The 18,605-nt window shown below is 64.2% G+C and carries 17 protein-coding genes; 13 read left to right on the top strand and 4 right to left on the bottom strand.

What is annotated here, in order from left to right; all coding sequences use genetic code 11:
* Positions 1-43 precede the first annotated feature (43 nt).
* On the top strand, positions 44-1,414 hold the full coding sequence (locus CHB90_RS13385) for a glutamate--cysteine ligase (RefSeq protein ID WP_089278377.1): 1,371 nt from the start codon (positions 44-46) through the stop codon (positions 1,412-1,414).
* 147 nt (positions 1,415-1,561) lie between these two features.
* Here the strand turns inward: CHB90_RS13385 and CHB90_RS13380 are convergent, their stop codons facing one another.
* The 3 genes from CHB90_RS13380 to CHB90_RS13370 form a co-directional block, all read right to left on the bottom strand.
* Positions 1,562-3,139, bottom strand: a complete 1,578-nt coding sequence (locus tag CHB90_RS13380) for a gamma-glutamyltransferase family protein (protein ID WP_089278376.1) — start codon at positions 3,137-3,139, stop codon at positions 1,562-1,564.
* Between the two features lie 443 nt (positions 3,140-3,582).
* Positions 3,583-4,047, bottom strand: coding sequence for an ATP-binding protein (locus tag CHB90_RS13375; protein ID WP_089278375.1), 465 nt, complete (start codon positions 4,045-4,047; stop codon positions 3,583-3,585).
* Positions 4,048-4,069: 22 nt separating this feature from the next.
* Positions 4,070-4,399, bottom strand: a complete 330-nt coding sequence (locus CHB90_RS13370) for an STAS domain-containing protein (protein WP_089278374.1) — start codon at positions 4,397-4,399, stop codon at positions 4,070-4,072.
* 87 nt (positions 4,400-4,486) lie between these two features.
* On the opposite strand from CHB90_RS13370, the gene CHB90_RS13365 reads away from it, so the two are divergent.
* The 11 genes from CHB90_RS13365 to CHB90_RS13315 all read left to right on the top strand — a co-directional run bounded on the left by CHB90_RS13365 (position 4,487) and on the right by CHB90_RS13315 (position 16,043).
* Positions 4,487-5,659 (top strand): thiolase family protein, encoded by a 1,173-nt coding sequence (locus CHB90_RS13365; RefSeq protein ID WP_089278373.1) that lies wholly within the window; start codon positions 4,487-4,489, stop codon positions 5,657-5,659.
* An 82-nt stretch (positions 5,660-5,741) separates the two neighbouring features.
* Positions 5,742-6,200 (top strand): GAF domain-containing protein, encoded by a 459-nt coding sequence (locus CHB90_RS13360; RefSeq protein WP_089278372.1) that lies wholly within the window; start codon positions 5,742-5,744, stop codon positions 6,198-6,200.
* Positions 6,201-6,278: 78 nt separating this feature from the next.
* Positions 6,279-6,848 (top strand): helix-turn-helix domain-containing protein, encoded by a 570-nt coding sequence (locus CHB90_RS13355; RefSeq protein ID WP_089278371.1) that lies wholly within the window; start codon positions 6,279-6,281, stop codon positions 6,846-6,848.
* 126 nt (positions 6,849-6,974) lie between these two features.
* Positions 6,975-7,346 (top strand): GFA family protein, encoded by a 372-nt coding sequence (locus CHB90_RS13350; RefSeq protein ID WP_089278370.1) that lies wholly within the window; start codon positions 6,975-6,977, stop codon positions 7,344-7,346.
* 14 nt (positions 7,347-7,360) lie between these two features.
* Positions 7,361-9,817, top strand: coding sequence for a GcvT family protein (locus CHB90_RS13345; RefSeq protein WP_089278369.1), 2,457 nt, complete (start codon positions 7,361-7,363; stop codon positions 9,815-9,817).
* Positions 9,814-10,449, top strand: coding sequence for a LysE family translocator (locus CHB90_RS13340; protein ID WP_089278368.1), 636 nt, complete (start codon positions 9,814-9,816; stop codon positions 10,447-10,449). Before CHB90_RS13345 ends, CHB90_RS13340 begins: the two co-directional genes overlap by 4 nt.
* Positions 10,446-11,366, top strand: a complete 921-nt coding sequence (locus CHB90_RS13335; RefSeq protein WP_089278367.1) for a homocysteine S-methyltransferase family protein — start codon at positions 10,446-10,448, stop codon at positions 11,364-11,366. Before CHB90_RS13340 ends, CHB90_RS13335 begins: the two co-directional genes overlap by 4 nt.
* Before the next feature lie 73 nt (positions 11,367-11,439).
* Positions 11,440-13,884 carry a GcvT family protein gene (locus CHB90_RS13330; RefSeq protein WP_089278366.1) on the top strand — a complete coding sequence of 815 codons (2,445 nt, stop codon included), beginning with the start codon at positions 11,440-11,442 and terminating at the stop codon, positions 13,882-13,884.
* A 79-nt stretch (positions 13,885-13,963) separates the two neighbouring features.
* Positions 13,964-14,398, top strand: coding sequence for a hypothetical protein (locus CHB90_RS13325; protein ID WP_089278365.1), 435 nt, complete (start codon positions 13,964-13,966; stop codon positions 14,396-14,398).
* Positions 14,399-14,461: 63 nt separating this feature from the next.
* Positions 14,462-15,106, top strand: a complete 645-nt coding sequence (locus CHB90_RS13320; protein WP_089278364.1) for an RluA family pseudouridine synthase — start codon at positions 14,462-14,464, stop codon at positions 15,104-15,106.
* A gap of 634 nt (positions 15,107-15,740) precedes the next feature.
* Complete coding sequence (locus CHB90_RS13315; RefSeq protein WP_141135878.1) at positions 15,741-16,043, top strand: hypothetical protein; 303 nt, start codon at positions 15,741-15,743, stop codon at positions 16,041-16,043.
* 204 nt (positions 16,044-16,247) lie between these two features.
* On the opposite strand, the gene CHB90_RS13310 is transcribed toward CHB90_RS13315, so the two are convergent.
* Positions 16,248-17,687, bottom strand: coding sequence for an aldehyde dehydrogenase family protein (locus tag CHB90_RS13310; RefSeq protein ID WP_089278362.1), 1,440 nt, complete (start codon positions 17,685-17,687; stop codon positions 16,248-16,250).
* 193 nt (positions 17,688-17,880) lie between these two features.
* Between CHB90_RS13310 and CHB90_RS13305 the strand changes: the two genes are divergently transcribed.
* Complete coding sequence (locus tag CHB90_RS13305) at positions 17,881-18,534, top strand: peroxiredoxin (RefSeq protein ID WP_089278361.1); 654 nt, start codon at positions 17,881-17,883, stop codon at positions 18,532-18,534.
* The last annotated feature ends 71 nt before the right edge of the window (positions 18,535-18,605 follow it).

Below are 18,605 nucleotides of genomic sequence, written 5' to 3'. Positions count from 1 at the left end.
ACAACAGATTGGGCCACAACGGCCACCAGACCCGGAGAACGACATGTCCATTCCTCAATCCGGCGGCGGGCCGATCACTTCTGAACAGCAATTGGCCGAATACCTCGCCTCGGGCTGCAAGCCCAAGGAAGACTGGCGCATCGGCACAGAGCATGAGAAATTCGGCTACTGCAAGGACACGCTGAAACCGCTGCCCTATGACGGTGAACGGTCCATCCGCGCCGTGCTGGAGGGGCTGCGCGACCGCCACAACTGGGAGCCGGTGTCAGAAGGCGGCCATATCATCGGCCTGACCAAGGACGGCGCCAACGTGTCGCTGGAACCGGGCGGGGCGCTGGAACTGTCGGGCGCGCCGCTGGAAACCATCCACCAGACCTGTGATGAGGTGAACGAACACCTCGCGCAGGTCAAGGACATCGCCGATGAGATCGGCGTTGGCTTTATCGGCTTGGGCGCGGCGCCGATCTGGACCCATGACCAGATGCCGCTGATGCCCAAAGGCCGGTACAAGCTGATGGATGCCTACATGGACAAGGTGGGCACCACCGGCAAACAGATGATGCGGCGCACCTGCACCGTGCAGGTGAACCTTGATTTCGGGTCAGAGGCGGACATGGTGCAGAAGATGCGCGTGGCCCTTGCCCTGTCGCCCGTCGCCACCGCGCTGTTCGCCAATTCGCCGTTCTTTGAGGGCAAGCCCGTCGGCGTCAAATCCAAGCGGATGCAGATCTGGGAAACGCTGGACGACTCGCGCACCGGCATGTTGCCCTTTGTGTTCGAAGACGGTTTCGGGTTCGAGCGTTGGGTCGACTACGCGCTGGATGTGCCGATGTATTTTGTCTACCGCGACGGGGTTTATGTCGATGCGCTGGGCATGTCCTTCCGCGATTTCATGGCAGGAAAACTGCCCGCGCTGCCCGGTGAGACGCCCACATTGTCCGATTGGGCTGATCACCTGACAACCGCCTTTCCCGACGCCCGGATGAAGAAATACATCGAAATGCGCGGGGCAGATGGCGGCCCGTGGCGGCGGCTCTGCGCGCTGCCCGCCTTCTGGGTCGGGCTGATGTATGACCAGACCGCGCTGGACGCGGCATGGGATCTGGCCAAGGGCTGGGACGCGGAAACCCGTGAGGCGCTGCGCCTTGCCGCTACCCGTGACGGGCTTCAGGCGCAGGTGGGCAAGATCAACATGCACGATCTGGCGCGCGAACTGCTGACGATCTGCGAGGCCGGCCTTGTCGCCCGCGCCCGTCCGGGGGCCGGGGGTCTTGTCCCCGATGAGACCCACTTCCTCAACGCCCTCAAGGAAAGCGTGGAGACCGGCAAAGTCCCCTCGGATGAGCTGTTGGATCATTACAACGGCGACTGGAATGGCGACCTCAGCAAGATCTACGGCCAGTTTTCCTACTGACTCCGCAGGGTACGCTCCGCCGCCCCGGGCCTGACCCGGGGCGGAGAGGCCAAAACCCTAACGAAACGTAAAAACGCCTCTGTAAGCCATTGATCTTACACAGGCCGCAGGCTGTCCACGCGTGGACAGCCCCTCAATACTCGCCCCTCAATACCCGATGGCGCAGCCATCTTTGCGCGGGTCCGAGGCCCCCTCAAGCACGCCATTCTCATGGATCTTGATCGCCTGAGCGCCCCCAATCGGCGCGTCGGGCACCTCGATCTCATGCCCCCTCTCGATCAACTCGGCCACGACCGCCTCCTCATGGCCCCGCTCCAGCTTCAGCTTGCCACTGTCGGCAAAACTCCGGGGCGCATCCAGGGCCGCCTGCGGGTCCATTCCAAAATCGATCATGTTGGTCAGAACGCGCGCATGCCCATTGGGCTGATACTGCCCGCCCATGACCCCAAAAGGCATGGTGACGCGCCCCTTTTCCATCAGGACCGCCGGGATGATCGTATGCATCGGCCGCTTGCCACCACCCATCTCATTCGGATGCCCCTCTTGCAGGGTAAAGCCCGCGCCCCGGTTCTGAAACAGGATGCCGAACTTGTCCGAGGCAATCCCCGAGCCAAAGCTGTTGAACACCGAATAGATCAACGACACCGCCATCCGGTCACGATCCACGACGGTGATGTAAATCGTCTCGCGGTGGACCTCTTCGGTCAGCGGCGCGGCCGCGGCCATCGCCCGTTTCGGATCAATCAACGCCGCCAGCCGCGCCGCCGTCTCGGGGCTTTGCAGGTGATCCAGCCGGGTCATATGATCCGCATCGGCCAGGAACCGGTTGCGCGCGTCATAGGCCAGCTTCGCCGCCTCCGCCTCGATGTGGATCCGGTCCGCGCCAAAGGGGGCCATCGCCGCCAGATCGAAATGCGACAGGATGTTCAGCATCAGATGCGCGGTCACGCCTTGCCCATTGGGCGGCGTCTCCAGCAACTCGCGGCCCTTGTAGCCACCCGACAAAGGCGGGGTGATGGTGCAGGCGGTGGCTGCGAAATCGTCCAGCGTATGCGCCCCGCCCGCTGCGTTCAGGGCGGCGCACATGTCCTCGGCCACCTCGCCGGTGTAGAATCCGTTGCGGCCCTGTGCTGCGATTCGGCGCAGCACCTCGGCGTTGCCCGGCAGGCGAAAGATGTCGCCGACGCGTGGCACCGCACCGTCATTCAGAAAATGTCGGCGCGCATTTCCCTGAAGTTTGGAAGAGCTTTCCATCCAGTCAAACGCCACGCGCGGCGCCACCGGCACACCCTCGTCCATATAGCGGATCGCCGGGGCGACGCAGTCGGCCAGACCCAGCCGCCCCCATTTGTCCGACATGGTGCAGAACGCATCGACCGCGCCTGGGATCGTGACGGCAAAGGCGCTGGTCGGGGGGACGGTGTCATGTCCGGCCGCGCGCAATGCCCCAGCACTGGCAGCGGCGGGCGCGCGGCCCGATCCGTTCACCGCGATGACCTCATCGCCACCCGCCGGTGATACCAGGGCAAAACAGTCCCCGCCCAGCCCGGTCATTGCCGGCTCCGCGAGCCCTAGTATCGTGGCGCCTGCCAGCGCGGCGTCCATGGCGTTGCCACCGCGTTGCAGGATCTCGACCGCAGCCTGCGCCGCCAACGGATGAGACGTGGCACACAGCCCGTTCAAGGCAAAGACCGCTGATCGGCCGGGTTTGTGAAAATCGCGCATGCGCTGTCTTGCTCCCTCAGTTTCGGCTTGAGCATAGAAGGGCGTGAGGCGAGGTCAATCTGAGGGGGGATAAAGGCCTCGACGCCGCGCACTGGGTGGGGGCTGAAAACGCGCGACGCCGAGGGAAGCCATATGCAGCTACCCTTCCTTTGTACGACTCGAAAGGGGCGGAAATGTGGTGTGCTGCGGGTGATCTCGTGGCGGTCACGCGCTGCGCGGACTGGCGCGGCCCGTGCAGGTGTCCGGAATGATTTTGGGGGGAAAGTCGCCTCGGCACCGTGCACTGGGTGGGGGCTGAAAACGCACGGTGCCGAGTGAAGCCATATGCAGCTACAAGACCGTTTCTGACCGGGAATGCGGGCGACATTGAGGCGCAGAGAGGGCCATTCGGCGACGTGGAGTTCTCAGGGTCCTGGGCCATCATCCGGAATCTCGAAGAGGGACTACAGGGGCGTCCGGGGCGAAATCGGAATCGCCAGCGTCAGCAGATTACGCCTGCCATCGTGGCAATAGTTGAGGTTCTCGGTCAGCGACCGGATCAGAAACCAGCCAAATCCGCCTTCTGGCAGATCCTCCACCGGCACGTCCAGATTGGCTGGCGCGCCTGTAGGGGGCGCGCCGCTGGGCATCGGCAGGCCGAAATCGGTAAACTCGACGGTCAGACGGTCGTGGCCAAACCGCAGTTTGAGCAGGATGTCCCCTCCGGCGCGGTCCTGATACGCATGTTCAACGATATTGTTGAGAACCTCTGCAACCACCAATTCCCATGTGCAGTCGGGCGGCGGAGCGATTTCCTCACCCTGAAGCAGGTCATTGATGTCCAGCAGGGTGGTCTGGACATCGTCCGGGGTGCTGTCCATCCGACAGGAAATCAGAAAGGCACCGTCATCCAGCCGCTCCGCTTGCATGATCTGTCGCTCCGGTCCGGGGTCAGATACTGGCGGCGGCTTCGACGGATGGATGGATGGCAAAGATCGAATCCATCCGGGTCATGCGAAACACCTTGTCGACGGCGGGGCGCAGCCCGGCCAATTCCAGCTTGCCGCCCTTCGGCAACAGCTTCATCCCGGCGACGATGGCGCCCAGGCCGCTGGAGTCGATGAATTCCACCTGGTGCAGGTCCAGGACATAACGCGGCTTGTCCGTGCCCAGTACCTCGCGCATGCGATCCTTGAACTGAATCGCCACAGCGGCGTCGATGCGGGTGGCGTCGACGGTGATGATATCGACACCGTCCTGAAGATGCGTGGTCAGTTGCATGCGGTCCTCTTTCTCTCAGGTAGGCTGGACACTAGACGGCAATCCTTACCATTCTGTATGCAGATCCTGACAAAGGGAGACATGCACATGCAGACGGTTGTGATCACAGGGGCGGCCCGGACACCGATGGGCGGATTTCAGGGCGTGTTTGCCGAACAGCCCGCCAGCGCGCTGGGCGGCGCGGCGATCCGCGCGGCACTGGCTCAGGCGGGCGGACCCGCGGTGGATGAACTATTGATGGGCTGCGTTCTGGGCGCGGGGCAAGGACAGGCCCCCGCGCGTCAGGCCGGGTTTGCCGCCGGGCTGGGCGAGGACGTCCCGGCCACCACCCTCAACAAGATGTGCGGCTCCGGCATGAAGGCGGCCATGATCGCCTGGGACCAACTGGCACTGGGCACCGCCTCGACCATCGTCGCGGGCGGCATGGAATCGATGACCCTGGCCCCCTACATGCTGCCCAAGATGCGCAGCGGCGCACGGATCGGCCACGGCCAGGTGGTCGACCACATGTTCCTCGACGGGCTGGAGGACGCCTACGACAAGGGCCGCCTGATGGGCACCTTCGCCGAGGATTGCGCCGAGGCGTTCCAATTCACCCGTGAGGCACAGGACCAATACGCGCTGGCCTCGCTGTCCAACGCGCTGGATGCCGAACGTTCAGGCGCATTTGCCGATGAAATCACGCCCGTGACCCTGCACATGCGCCACGGCGAAGAGGTCATCACCACCGATGAACAACCCGGCAAGGCGCGGCCGGAAAAGATCCCGATGCTGAAACCGGCCTTCCGCAAGGATGGCACCGTGACCCCGGCCAATTCCTCGTCGATCTCGGACGGGGCCGCCGCACTGGTGCTGTCGACGCTGGATGCGGCGATTGCCTCGGGCGCAACCCCGCGCGCCAAGATCCTCGGCCATGCCAGCCACGCACAGGCCCCCGCGCTCTTCCCCACCGCCCCGGTGCCCGCCGCCCGCAAACTGCTGGACCGGCTCGGCTGGAAAATCGGCGATGTGGACCTCTGGGAGGTGAACGAGGCTTTCGCCGTTGTCCCCATGGCCTTCATGAAGGAACTGGGCCTGCCACGCGACATCGTCAACGTGAACGGCGGTGCCTGCGCGCTGGGCCACCCCATCGGCGCGTCGGGCGCCCGGATCATCGTCACCCTGCTGAACGCGCTGGAAAAACGCGGCCTCAAACGCGGCATCGCGGCCATCTGCATCGGCGGCGGTGAGGGCACCGCCGTGGCCATCGAACGGATCTGACGCACCCCGTTTCTTCTGTCTAAAAATATCCCGGGGGTCCGGGGGCAGCGCCCCCGGTCCTGTCCCCCCAAGAAAGCGCACCATGTCGATTGACTATGCCACGCTCGCCAAGACCATCGCCGCCCTGACCGCAGGCGAAACCGACGCCGTGTCCCTGATGGCGACCGTCACCTGTGAGGTCCACCACGCCGACGACCGTTTTGACTGGACCGGCTTTTATCGGGTCGTCGGGCCGGAGCTGTTGAAAATCGGCCCCTACCAGGGCGGACACGGCTGCCTTGTGATCCCCTTTTCGCGCGGGGTCTGCGGCGCTTGCGCCCGCACCGGACAGGTGCAGCGCGTCGCCGATGTCGAGGATTTTCCCGGCCATATCGCCTGCGCCAGCTCCACCCGGTCGGAACTGGTCCTGCCGGTGCGCGACGGGGCAGGGCGGCTGATCGCGGTGTTCGATATCGACAGCGACCAGCCGGATGCCTTCACGCCAGAGGACGCCACCGCCTTGCAAGCCATTCTGGACGGGGCGTTTCACAACGCGACCTGATCCCGTGAAAAAATGCTTTGAAATTTCACGCACCCGTGGCAGCGTGAAATTCAACCGCAATTTTTCACGACTCGCCCCATGTCCCACCCGCAACCCCTGCCCACGACCCTTGGCGCCGATCTGCGGGCGCTGCGGCGCACCCGTGGTCTGACGCTGCAGCAGCTGGCCGACCGGCTGGGCCGCTCCGTCGGCTGGCTGAGTCAGGTAGAGCGCGATCTGTCCGATCCGTCGATCACCGACCTGCGGCACCTCGCCAAGGCGCTGGATGTCTCGGTCTCGATGCTGGCCCGCCACGGCGCGGTGGCCGGGCCAGAGGCGGGCCGCATCGTGCGCCAGGGCGCGCGTCGGCCCATCGGCTCACGGATCACCGGGCTGGTCGAGGAATTGCTGTCGCCCGACCTCACCGATGACTTCGAGATGGTGCATTCCACCTTCGAGGCGCACTCCGAGATCGGCGAGACGGTGATGCGACCGACGCAGGAGGTGGGCTACCTGATTTCGGGCAAGCTGGAGCTGACCATAGGGGGGGACCGGTTCACCATCTCCCCCGGCGACAGTTTCCGCATTCGCGGAGAGCCGTTCCGCTGGGCCAACCCCTATGACGCGGCTGCGGTGGCGATCTGGGTCATCGCGCCCCCGGTGTATTGACGTGAGTGCGGTGTTCCTGACCTCGGACGCTGCGCGGGTGGCGACTGCGGGATGCCTCCGGCGGGGATATTTGAAGCCAGAAGAAACAGCAGGTCGCGCGCCTTTTTACCGACAGGAGTCAGCACCATGACCAAGGGCCAGTGCCTCTGCGGCGCCATCACCTTTGAAACCGACGCAGCCCCACAGGGGCCCAGCGTCTGCCATTGCGGCCAGTGCCGCCGCCAGTCCGGTCATCTCTGGGCCTCGGCCTATGTGCCGAAAGATGCTCTGACCATCGCCGGCCCGCTGCGCTGGTATGACAGTTCTGCGCAGGCGCAGCGCGGCTTTTGCCCGACCTGCGGCAGTTTCCTGTTCTGGCAGGCGTTTGCCGAGGACACGATCAGTTTTGCCCTTGGGGCGCTGGACGCCCCCACTGGGCTGCGGCTGCAAAAGCACATCTTTACCGCCGACAAGGGCGATTACTACGACATCGCGGACGACGTTCCGCAGACCAGCTGACAGGAGAGGCGATCATGTCCGAGTTTCCGACACAGGCCCGTGTGGTCATCATCGGCGGCGGTGCTGTAGGGGCCTCTTGCGCCTATCATATCGCCAAGGCCGGGTGGGAGGTTGTCGTTCTGGAAAAGAACGAGCTGACCGCCGGGTCCACATGGCATGCAGCGGGCAACTGCCCGTCCTTCAGCACCTCCTGGGCGGTGATGAACATGCAGCGCTATTCGCTGGATCTGTATCGCAGGCTGGCCGATGAGGTCGACTATCCGATGAACTACCACGTCACCGGGTCCATCCGTCTGGGCCACTCAAAGGAGCGGATACAGGAATTCGAACGGGCCTGTTCCATGGGGCGCGACCAAGGGCTCGATCTGGAGATGCTGGCGGTCTCGGACCTCAAGGCGCGCTATCCGTTCCTTGAGACCCATGACCTTTCCGGGGCGCTCTATGATCCCGACGACGGCGACATCGACCCCGCACAATTGACCCAGGCACTGGCCAAGGGCGCGCGTATGGCCGGGGCGCGGATCGAACGGTTCTGTCCCGCGACCGGCGTCAGCCGCGACAAGGGAGGCTGGATCGTACACACCGAAAAGGGCGACATCCGCTGCGAAAAGGTGGTCAATGCCGCTGGCTATTACGCCCAGCGTGTCGGCGAGTGGTTCAAGCCTTACGGCGGGCGCACCGTTCCCATGGCCGTCATGTCCCACCAGTATTTCCTGACCGAGGAAATCCCGGCCCTGAAGGAATGGTCCGACGCAAACGGCAAGCTGCCGCTCCTGCGCGATGTCGACAGCAGCTATTACCTGCGGCAGGAAAAGAACGGCCTCAACCTTGGCCCCTATGAGCGCAACTGCAAGGCGCACTGGATCACGCCGGACGACCCCATGCCCGAGGATTTCAGCTTTCAGCTGTACCCTGACGACCTGGAGCGGCTGGAATGGTACATAGAGGACGCCATGGCGCGGGTGCCGCTTCTTGGCGAGGGCGGCGTGGGCCGCAACATCAACGGCCCCATCCCCTACGCGCCGGACGGGCTGCCGCTGATCGGCCCGATGCCGGGTGTCCCCGATGCCTTTGAGGCCTGTGTCTTTACCTTTGGCATCACCCAGGCGGGCGGCGCGGGCAAGGTGCTGGCCGAATGGGTCACGCAGGGCCAGACCGAATGGGACATGTGGGCGGTCGATCCGCGCCGCTACACCGATTACACCGACCCGCAGTACTGCATCGACAAGGCGATCGAGGTCTACGGCCACGAATACGCCATGCACTTTCCGAACCACGAATGGCCTGCCGCCCGCGACCGCAAGCTGTCGCCGGTGCATGACCGGATCACCGCGCTGGGCGGCGTGATGGGGGCCTACAACGGGTGGGAGCGGGCAAACTGGTACGCACAGCCCGGCGATGACACTTCGGAGGAGGCGACCCATACTTGGGGCCGCTCCGGCCCGTGGCAGGCCCGCATCCGCGAGGAATGTCACGCGGTGCGCGACGCCGCCGGTATCCTCGATCTGCCGGGGTTCTCGCGCTACCGTCTACAGGGTCCGGGCGCGGCAGAGTACCTGCGCGGCCTGTGTACCGGCGGCATCCCCAAGGTCGGACGCATCGGTCTGCTGTATTTTGCCGATGACCGGGGCCGCATCGTGACCGAAATGTCCGCCATGCGACTGGATGAGGATGACTTTTTCCTGATCACCGCTGCAGCGGCGCAATGGCACGATCTGGAATGGCTGCAACGCCACGCCCCCGCCGACGCGGCCTTCTCCCTCACGGATGTGACGCGGGCGTTCTCCTGCCAGATCCTGACCGGCCCGAAATCCCGCGACATCCTGGCCAGCCTGACACAGGCCGACCTGTCGCAGCCCTGGCTGACCCACCAGTCCGCGCAACTGGACGGCACATGGGTGCAACTGGTGCGGGTGAGCTTCGCCGGGGAACTGGGCTGGGAGATCCACAGCCAGATCGCCGACACCGCGCGGGTCTTTGACACGGTCATGGCGGCAGGCGCGCCCCTGGGGCTGAAACCATTTGGCATGTACGCGCTCAATTCCCTGCGCCTGGAAAAGGGTTACCGCGCGTGGAAGGGCGATCTGTCCACCGATTACTCGATGTATGAGGGCGGGCTGGACCGCTTTGTCAAACTCGACAAGCCGCAGGATTTCCCCGGCAAAGCGGCGCTTTCGGCGGAAAAACAACAAGGGTCGAAAAAGCGCTTTGTCACCATGATCGTGGAAGCGGGCGCGGCGGACGCGCCCTACATGTCGACGGTCTGGCACGATGACAAAATCGTTGGTGAAACCACCTCCGGCGGCTGGGGTCACCGCATCGACGCCTCCATTGCACTGGGCATGATCCGCAGCGATCTGGCCGTGCCGGGCACCGAACTGGACATCGACATCTTCGGGGAAAAACGCCGCGCCGTGGTGCAAGAGGACAAACCGCTCTGGGACCCGCAAAACGACAGGCTGAAGGCATGAGTGTCGAGGCTTATCTGATCTATCTGGCGGCACTGGCGGCGTTCTTTGCCACGCCCCCCGACACCAGCCAGCTCTTGATCATGTCCAACAGCCTGCGCCATGGCCTGCGGCGCAGCCTGTGGACCGTCGCCGGAGATCTCAGCGCCAACATCGTGCAAATGACGGCAGCGGGATTCGGTCTGGTTGCGGTGATCGCGGCCTCGGCCAGCGTGCTGGTCTGGGTGAAATGGGCGGGCGTCGCCTACCTGGTCTGGATCGGCCTCAGCCTGATCCTGCGCGCGCCCGCAACGGACCGCCCCGGTGCGGCCCCACTGGCGCGCCGCCGGGTGCTGTTCCGGCAGGGGTTTCTCACCTCCGCGGCCAACCCCTACGCGGTTGTCTTCTTCGGTGCGCTGTTCCCGCAATTCATCGACCCAACGACAGCGGTGATCCCGCAACTTGTGCTGCTCGGCGGGACCTACCTGCTGGTCGACGGTGTGATCCTGATCCTCTGGGGCTATGCCGCCTCCCGCGTCCTGTCGGGGCCGCTGCGGCTCTCGGGGCGCATGCTGAACCGCGTATCGGGTGGGCTGATGATCGCGGCCGCGCTCCTGCTGGGCAGCCGTGATCTGGCACAGGAGGCCGAGCTGTGACGAAAATAACCCTTCTCGACGGCGGCATGGGTCAGGAACTGATCCGGCGCACCGGTCAACCGGCCAGCCCGCTCTGGTCGACACAGGTCATGATCGACCATCCCGGTCTGGTGGGTGAGGTGCACCGCGACTACGCCGACGCAGGCGCAACACTGGCCACAACCAACACCTACGCCATCCACCGCGACCGGCTGCGCGGCGGGGCCAGCAATCACTACGCCGCCGACGGCGCGACAATCCCCGACATGCAGGACCAGTTCGAGGCCCTGCACCAGGCTGCGCTGGCCGAGGCGGAGACCGTGCGCGACCGCTGTCGGGTCGCCGGGTCCATCGGACCGCTGGGGGCCAGCTACCGCGCCGACCTGCATCCGGATGTCGAAACCGCGATTCCCCTCTACACCGAGGTTGCAACCCTCCTCGCCAATCGCGCCGATCTGCTGCTGTTCGAAACCATCGTCTCACTCGACGCCGCGCGCGCCTGCCTTTCCGCCGGACGCAAGACAGACAAACCCGTCTGGTTGGCCTTTACCGTCGATGATGAGGACGGCACACGCCTGCGCTCGGGCGAACCGCTGGCCGAGGCCGCGCGCATCGCATCAGAGGCCGACGCAGTGCTGGCCAATTGCTCAGCACCAGAGGCGATGCCCGCCGCGCTGGAGGCCCTCTCGCAGGCCGGCGTGCCGTTCGGTGCCTATGCCAATGCCTTCACATTGATCACCAAGGCCTTTCTCGAAGGCGGGTCCACGGCGGAATCGCTCCAGGCCCGCCGCGACATGGGCCCCGAGGTCTATGGCCGCCACGCCATGACCTGGGTCGACGCAGGCGCCACCATCGTCGGTGGCTGTTGTGAAACCAGCCCGGCCCATATCGCCGAAATCGCCCGCCGCCTGCGCGCCGCCGGACATGTGATCACCTGATGTTTCTTCTCTGTGAAAATACCCATTCTTGCGCCCGCAGGGCGCTCTGACGTCCGCAACCGGAGACCCCGCCATGCCCCTTCCCACCAAAGCCCGCGCTGTCATCATCGGCGGTGGCGTCATCGGCTGCTCCGTCGCCTACCACCTGACGAAACTCGGCTGGACCGACGTGGTGCTGCTGGAACGCAAACAGCTCACCTCCGGCACCACATGGCACGCCGCCGGGCTGATTGCCCAGCTGCGCGCCACGGCCAACATGACCCGGCTGGCGAAATACAGTCAGGAACTCTACGGCAATCTCGAGGGTGAAACCGGCGTCGCGACGGGCTTCAAACGTGTGGGCTCCATCACCGTTGCCCTGACGGCAGAGCGGCACGAAGAGATCCGCCGCTCCGCCGCCATGGCCCGCGCTTTTGGTGTCGAGATCGACGAGATCGGCAGAGACGATATTTCTGCGAAATATCCCCATCTCAACACCGACGGCGTTCTGGGCGGTGTCTACCTGCCCAAGGACGGGCAGGGCGACCCGGCGAACATTGCGCTGGCCATGGCCAAGGGCGCCCGCCAGCGCGGCGCCACGGTGGCTGAGCGCACCAAGGCCACCGGCGTCACCACCGTGGGAGAGCGGATCACCCAAGTGCACTGGCAGGCCGAGGACGGCACCTCCGGCACCATCGACGCCGATCATGTGGTCAATTGCGCCGGCATGTGGGGCCGTGAGGTCGGCACCATGCTGGGCACCGACGTGCCGCTACAGGCCTGCGAGCATTTCTACATCGTCTCCGAGCCCATCGCCGGCCTGACCCAGCTGCCGGTCTTGCGCGTCCCCGACGAATGCGCCTACTACAAAGAAGACGCCGGAAAACTGATGCTGGGCGCGTTTGAGCCGGGCGCAAAGCCTTGGGCGCTGAACGGCCTCCCCAAAGACTTCGAATTCGACCAACTGCCCGAGGACTTCGACCACTTTGAGCCGATCCTCGAACAGGCGGTCAACCGGATGCCCATGCTGGGCGAGGCGGGCATCCACACTTTCTTCAACGGGCCGGAGAGCTTTACCCCCGACAACGCCTATTACATGGGGCTGTGCCCGGGGCGCGAAAACGTCTGGGTGGCGGCGGGCTTCAACTCCATCGGGATCCAGTCGGCGGGCGGCGCGGGCATGGCGCTGGCGCAATGGATGCACGACGGCGACAAACCCTTTGATCTGGGCGACGTGGACATCGCCCGCTCGCAAGGCTTTCAGACCAACACCCGCTATCTGGCGGACCGCGTCTCCGAAACCCTTGGCCTGCTCTACGCCGACCACTTCCCCTACCGGCAAAAGGAAACCGCGCGCGGGCTGCGCCGCTCCCCGTTCCACGACCGGCTGGCCCAAGACGGCGCGGTCTTTGGCGAACTCGCCGGGTGGGAGCGCGCCAACTGGTACGCGCAGCCCGGACAAGAGCGCGCATACCGCTACTCTTGGGGCCGCCAGAACTGGTTCGACAACGTGGCGCAGGAACACCGCGCCATCCGCGAAAACGTCGGCCTGTATGACATGTACTCCTTCGGCAAACTGCGCATCGAAGGCCGCGATGCCGAATCCTTCCTCAACCACGTCTGCGGCGGCGACATGTCGGTGCCGGTGGGCAAGATCGTCTACACCCAGTTCCTCAACACGCGCGGCGGCATAGAGGCGGATGTCACCGTCACCCGCCTGTCAGAGACCGCCTTTCTGGTCGTCACCCCCGCCGCCACGCGCCGCGCGGATGAGACGTGGCTGCGCCGCCATCTGGGGGACCGCAACGTGGTCATCACCGATGTCACGGCAGGCGAAGGCGTGCTGGCCGTCATGGGACCGCGCGCCCGCGACCTGATGCAGGCCGTGTCGCCCAATGATTTCACCAATGCCACCAACCCCTTTGGCACCGCGCAGGAGATCCACATCGGCATGGGGCAGGCCCGCGTGCACCGCGTCACCTACGTCGGCGAGCTGGGGTGGGAGGTCTACGTCAGCGCCGATATGGCGACCCATGTCTTTGACACGATCCACACCGCAGGACAGGACTTTGACCTGAAACTCTGCGGTATGCACGTCATGGACACTTGCCGCGCCGAAAAGGCGTTCCGCCACTTTGGCCATGACATCACCTGCGAGGATCATGTGCTGGAGGCCGGGCTGGGCTTTGCCGTCAAGACCGCCAAGCCGGACTTCATCGGCCGCGACGCGGTGCTGGCGAAAAAGGACGCCGGGCTGGACAAACGTCTGGTGCAGTTCCTGCTGAACGACCCCGACCCGCTGGTCTACCACAATGAGCCGATCCTGCGTGATGGCCAGATTGTCGGCTACCTGTCCTCTGGCGCCTATGGCCACACGCTGGGCGGCGCCATCGGCCTTGGCTACGTCCCCTGCAAGGGCGAAACCGCGCAACAGGTCCTTGCCTCCAGCTATGAAATCGACGTGGCGGGCACCCGCGTCCCGGCCACCCCCTCACTCAAACCGCTCTATGACCCGAAATCGGACCGCGTAAAGCTGTGAACACAGCGACGGGGGCCATTCCCTGCTGTACCCTGCGAGTCGACGACCCGTCACAGATCCATAGGGAAAGGCCATCACCATGATCACCACCAAGACCCTCATCGCCGGGGCGGTCGGGGCGGCCCTGCTCGCCGCCCCCGTCCGCGCCGATATCTGGTGGGAAACCGACATGGGCACCCTCTACTGGGAAACCACCGTCGAAACCTACAGCGTCTACCAGTTCTTTGTCGGGTCCTCTTCGGATATCGACCCCACGTTCAAGATCTTCGTCGACGGGACCAGCCAGTTGCACACACTTGACGAATTGTCGGGCAAGACCTTCGGCGGCATCTGGTACGACTACGAAGACGGTGACTGCGGCCTTGGCGCGCGTGATCCCAACGGCCAGACCGCGCGTAACTGGGGTCTGGTCACGATCACCTTCGGGGAGGGCGGGGATACCTTCTCTGCCGTGCTCAAGGATTGCGCCACCCATGACGTGGCCTACAGGCTGACCGGCACACCGGGGTTGTAGCGGCCAGGGCTACGGCGGTTTAGGCGGGTTGCGGCGGGGCGTGGCCTCTGGCACCAGAGGCGGATGTCCGAATACAATCCTCCCTCCGGCGAAATCCCTGTCCTGTATGAGGACAGCGACCTGCTGCTTGTCGACAAACCCGCCGGCCTGTTGTCCGTCCCGGGCAAGACCGAAGACCTGCAGGATTGCCTGCTGCACCGTCTGGAAAAGGCGTTTCCCACCGCGCGGCTGGTGCACCGGCTGGACCGGGACACATCGGGCGTGATGGTCTTTGCCCTGACGCCGCATGCGCAGCGGCACCTCAACCTTCAGTTTGAAACCCGCAAGACGAAAAAAACCTATCTGGCCCGTCTGCAAGGACGGCTACAGCCCTCAAAGGGAGAGGTGGACCTGCCGCTGATCGTCGACTGGCCCAACCGGCCCCGGCAGATGGTCTGCCACGAGACGGGCAAGCCCTCCCTGACCCTCTGGAAGGTGCTGAAAGCCTCGGACACGGAAACCCGCGTGCGGCTGTTCCCGCACACGGGCCGCAGCCACCAGTTGCGGGTGCATACGCTGGCGCTGGGCCATCCGATCCTTGGCGATACGCTCTATGCGCCAGAGACGGCGGATCAATACCCCCGCATGATGCTGCACGCCGAGGAACTGCGCGTGAACCATCCCGAAAGCGGCAAAGGCATGAGATTCCGCGCCCCGCCGCCGTTCTAGACCCGTCCCGGACCTCACCCAGAAGCACACCCAAGCGGCGTCACCATATGCCACGCTATCCCGCAGGCCGCCCCAGAGGGCTGCCATGAGATACGCACAGGAATCTTGACCGGTGCGCACCCTTGCCCCTTAATCGAAAGGGGGCATTCCGCTAGGGAATGTCGGCCAAAGCAGCGGTGTTTGCGCCTTTCGGTTGCGGCCTCTTGGCTTTGCGCAACCTGGAATGGGGAGCGGACAACATGACCTTCAGACTTACAATTGCTTTGCTGATCGGGGCATTTGCTTCATCAGCGGCAAACGCGGCCTGCTGGGGAGGAGGGGCTTATACCGAAGACCTCGAAGGTGTCTACAGTCAGAACTGGTGGGTCGAAAACGTGAATTCCAACGCCGACGGGTCTTGCTCTGTGACTGTCAAAGGCGAAGGCAAGGTGGGGGATTTCGGTGGCGCTCTGACCATCAGATGTGGTGCCTCACCAACGTGGAGCTGGGGGGCGGTCCACCAGGATTACCCAGGCACCCAGTCTGTCCCGCGCCAAGCACTCGTCTCATTAAGCGCCTCTGTTTGCTCTGGGTACTGAGCGTCAGGAATTCGCGTGGTCCACGCACTCGGGTTCCGTTGACGGGAATGCTCCAGATGAAAGGAATTAACATGATCAGGAAATTTTTATCTTTTGCGGTGCTCGCGGCGTCGGTCGGTGCGATGCCCTCGCCGTCGGCCGCCCAGACCTGCGTCGAAGCGGGATGCTCGGATTACTGCGGTCCGGGCTTCATCCAGATCGTTGGCGAGTGCCTGCATGTCACCGACAAGGGAGACCGCTGCGTGAACGAATCCTTTCGCACTCCGCTGAGCGGCGCGCCGCGCCCGGTCGGCACCCTTTGCACGGCAAAAAATGACGAAGGCGAGAGCTATTCCGGCTGGGTCGGACCCGGCTACTGACAGTCGGGAGGTATGTGCTCCCCGCCTGAAATTCGGACACCGACGTCATCAGTGCGAACGTGCCTCCGGGGTGCATTGAAGATGCAAAAACCGGGCCCCTCACAAGGCCCGGTTTCCTAAGTATTCGTTAAAACGCCTCTGTAACCCATTGATATTTCGTAGTCGCAAGGCTGTCCACGCGTGGACAGCCTTAGGGCGGGTGCTTTATTCAGCAGCCCAGCCAGAGACGGCTTTCACCTCGACAAAGTCATGGATGCCCCAGCTGCCACCCTCGCGGCCATTGCCCGACATTTTCATGCCGCCAAAGGGCGCGCCCGCACCACGGCTCTCTCCATTCATCTCGACCATGCCGGACCGCAACTGCCGCGCCAAACGCTGACGCCGCTCAGGGTCGGAACTCTGAACGTAATTGGTCAGCCCATAGGGCGTATCGTTGGCGATCTGAACTGCCTCTTCTTCGCTCTCGAACTTCAGGATCGACAGCACCGGGCCAAAGATTTCCTCCTGCGCGATGGTCATGTCGTTGGTCACGTCGGCAAAGACGGTGGGCCGCACATAGAACCCCTTGTTGAAGCCCTCGGGCCGCCCCGGACCGCCCGCAACCAGACGCGCCCCTTCGGCGATGCCCTTTTCGATCAGCGCCTGGATCTTTTCCCACTGGCTGCCGTTCACAACGGGCCCGATGTGGCGCCCCTCCTCAGAGGCGGGGCCAACGGTGACCTTGCCAGCAACCGCTGCCGCCTCTTCCACGGCGGCGTCATAGCGCGACGCCTCGACCACCATGCGGCTGGGTGCATTACAGCTTTGCCCGGTGTTGTTCATCATGTGCAGGACGCCGCGCTTGACCGCCTTTTCGTCCGCATCGGCAAACACAAGGTTCGCACCCTTGCCGCCCAGTTCCAGATGCACGCGTTTGAGCGTGTCAGCGGCCGCGATCGAGATCAGCCGCCCGGCGCGGGTCGAGCCGGTAAAGCTGACCATATCCACGTCCGGATGCGACGAAAGCTGGCTGCCAACGCCCGCGCCATCGCCGTTCACAAGGTTGAAGACCCCCGGCGGCAGGTCTGCGGCGTCCATGATCTCGGCAAAGATCATCGCGTCCAGCGGGCTTTCCTCGGACGGCTTCAGCACCATCGTGTTGCCCGCCACCAGTGCCGCACCGACCTTGAGCGTGATCTGGTTCATCGGCCAGTTCCACGGCGTGATCAGGGCGCAAACGCCGACGGCCTCATGGATGATGCGATCATTCGGGGCGTGATCGCCCAGGGGCGCCTCCCACGGGAACGCTTTGGCGGCGGTGATGAAGTTCTTGAGGTGGTACAGCCCGGCCCCGACCTGTTGTGAGGACGCCATGTCGATGGGGGCTCCCATCTCCATGCTGATTGCAGGGCCCAGATCCGCGACCCGCGCCTTGTAGGCTGCGTACACCCGTTCCAGCGCGGCGATGCGGTCCTCGACAGGGGTTGCCATCCAGCCGGGAAGGGCGGCCTTGGCGGCAGCCACGGCGGCGTTGGTGTCGGCCTCGCCGCCAAGGGAGATCACCGCGCAGGCCTCTTCGGTCGACGGGTCGATCACGTCATGCGCCGTGCCGGCCAGCGCCTCTACCCAGGCGCCATTGATATAGAATTGGCGTTTCTCGATCATCGCTCTACTCCTGCGTTGAAAGCTATCGACATGTGGTCCTTGGGATCATACCTACAAGGCGGCGGCCGATTTTGCGGCACTCTGTCACCCCGCCCGTCGGGGTGCAAGGCGGGGCTTTACATCTCTTTATCAGAATATATCTAAGCCCTGTAAGCCAAACCCGAGTTTTTCGGACAGGAAAGGACATCTTACCATGGCACTGCGTATCAACGACGTGATCCCCAACCTCACCGTGACAACCGATCTGGGAGAGGTCGTGCTGCATGACTGGATCGGCGACAGCTGGGCGATCCTGTTTTCGCACCCCAAGGATTTCACCCCGGTCTGCACCACCGAGTTCGGCGCCGTGGCGCAACTGGCGGCGGAATGGGACAAGCGCGGCACCAAGGTGATGGGCATTTCCGTTGACGGTGTGGACGAGCACAAGCAGTGGAAAGGCGACATCGAAAAGACATCCGGCGCGCCCGCCGGTTTCCCGATCATCGCGGATGAGGATCTGGCGGTGGCCAAGGCGCTGGACATGCTGCCCGCCGACGCCTACCTGCCCGATGGCCGCACCCCGGCGGACAGCGCCACCGTGCGCTCTGTCTTTATCATTGCACCGAACAAGAAGGTGCAGCTGATGATGACCTACCCGATGTCGGTGGGCCGCAACTTTGCCGAAGTGCTGCGCGCACTGGACGCGCTGCAAGCCACCTATGAGACCCCGATCGCAACCCCGGCGAACTGGGAATACGGGCAGGACGTGATCGTGGCGATGTCCCTGAACGACGAGCAGGCCAAGGAAAAGTTCGGTGAGGTCAATGCCGTGCTGCCCTATCTGCGCACGACAAAGATGCCTGCCTGATCATTGATCCCTGATCCGCGCGACCTTGAGGGCGTCCCATTGGGGCGCCCTCTTTATTTGTGCGTCCCGGT

It is taken from the genome of Antarctobacter heliothermus (genome assembly GCF_900188425.1).
GTDB lineage: Bacteria > Pseudomonadota > Alphaproteobacteria > Rhodobacterales > Rhodobacteraceae > Antarctobacter > Antarctobacter heliothermus.
The sequence above is the reverse complement of the archived record's forward strand: the minus strand, read 5'-3'. Positions and strand labels throughout refer to the sequence as shown.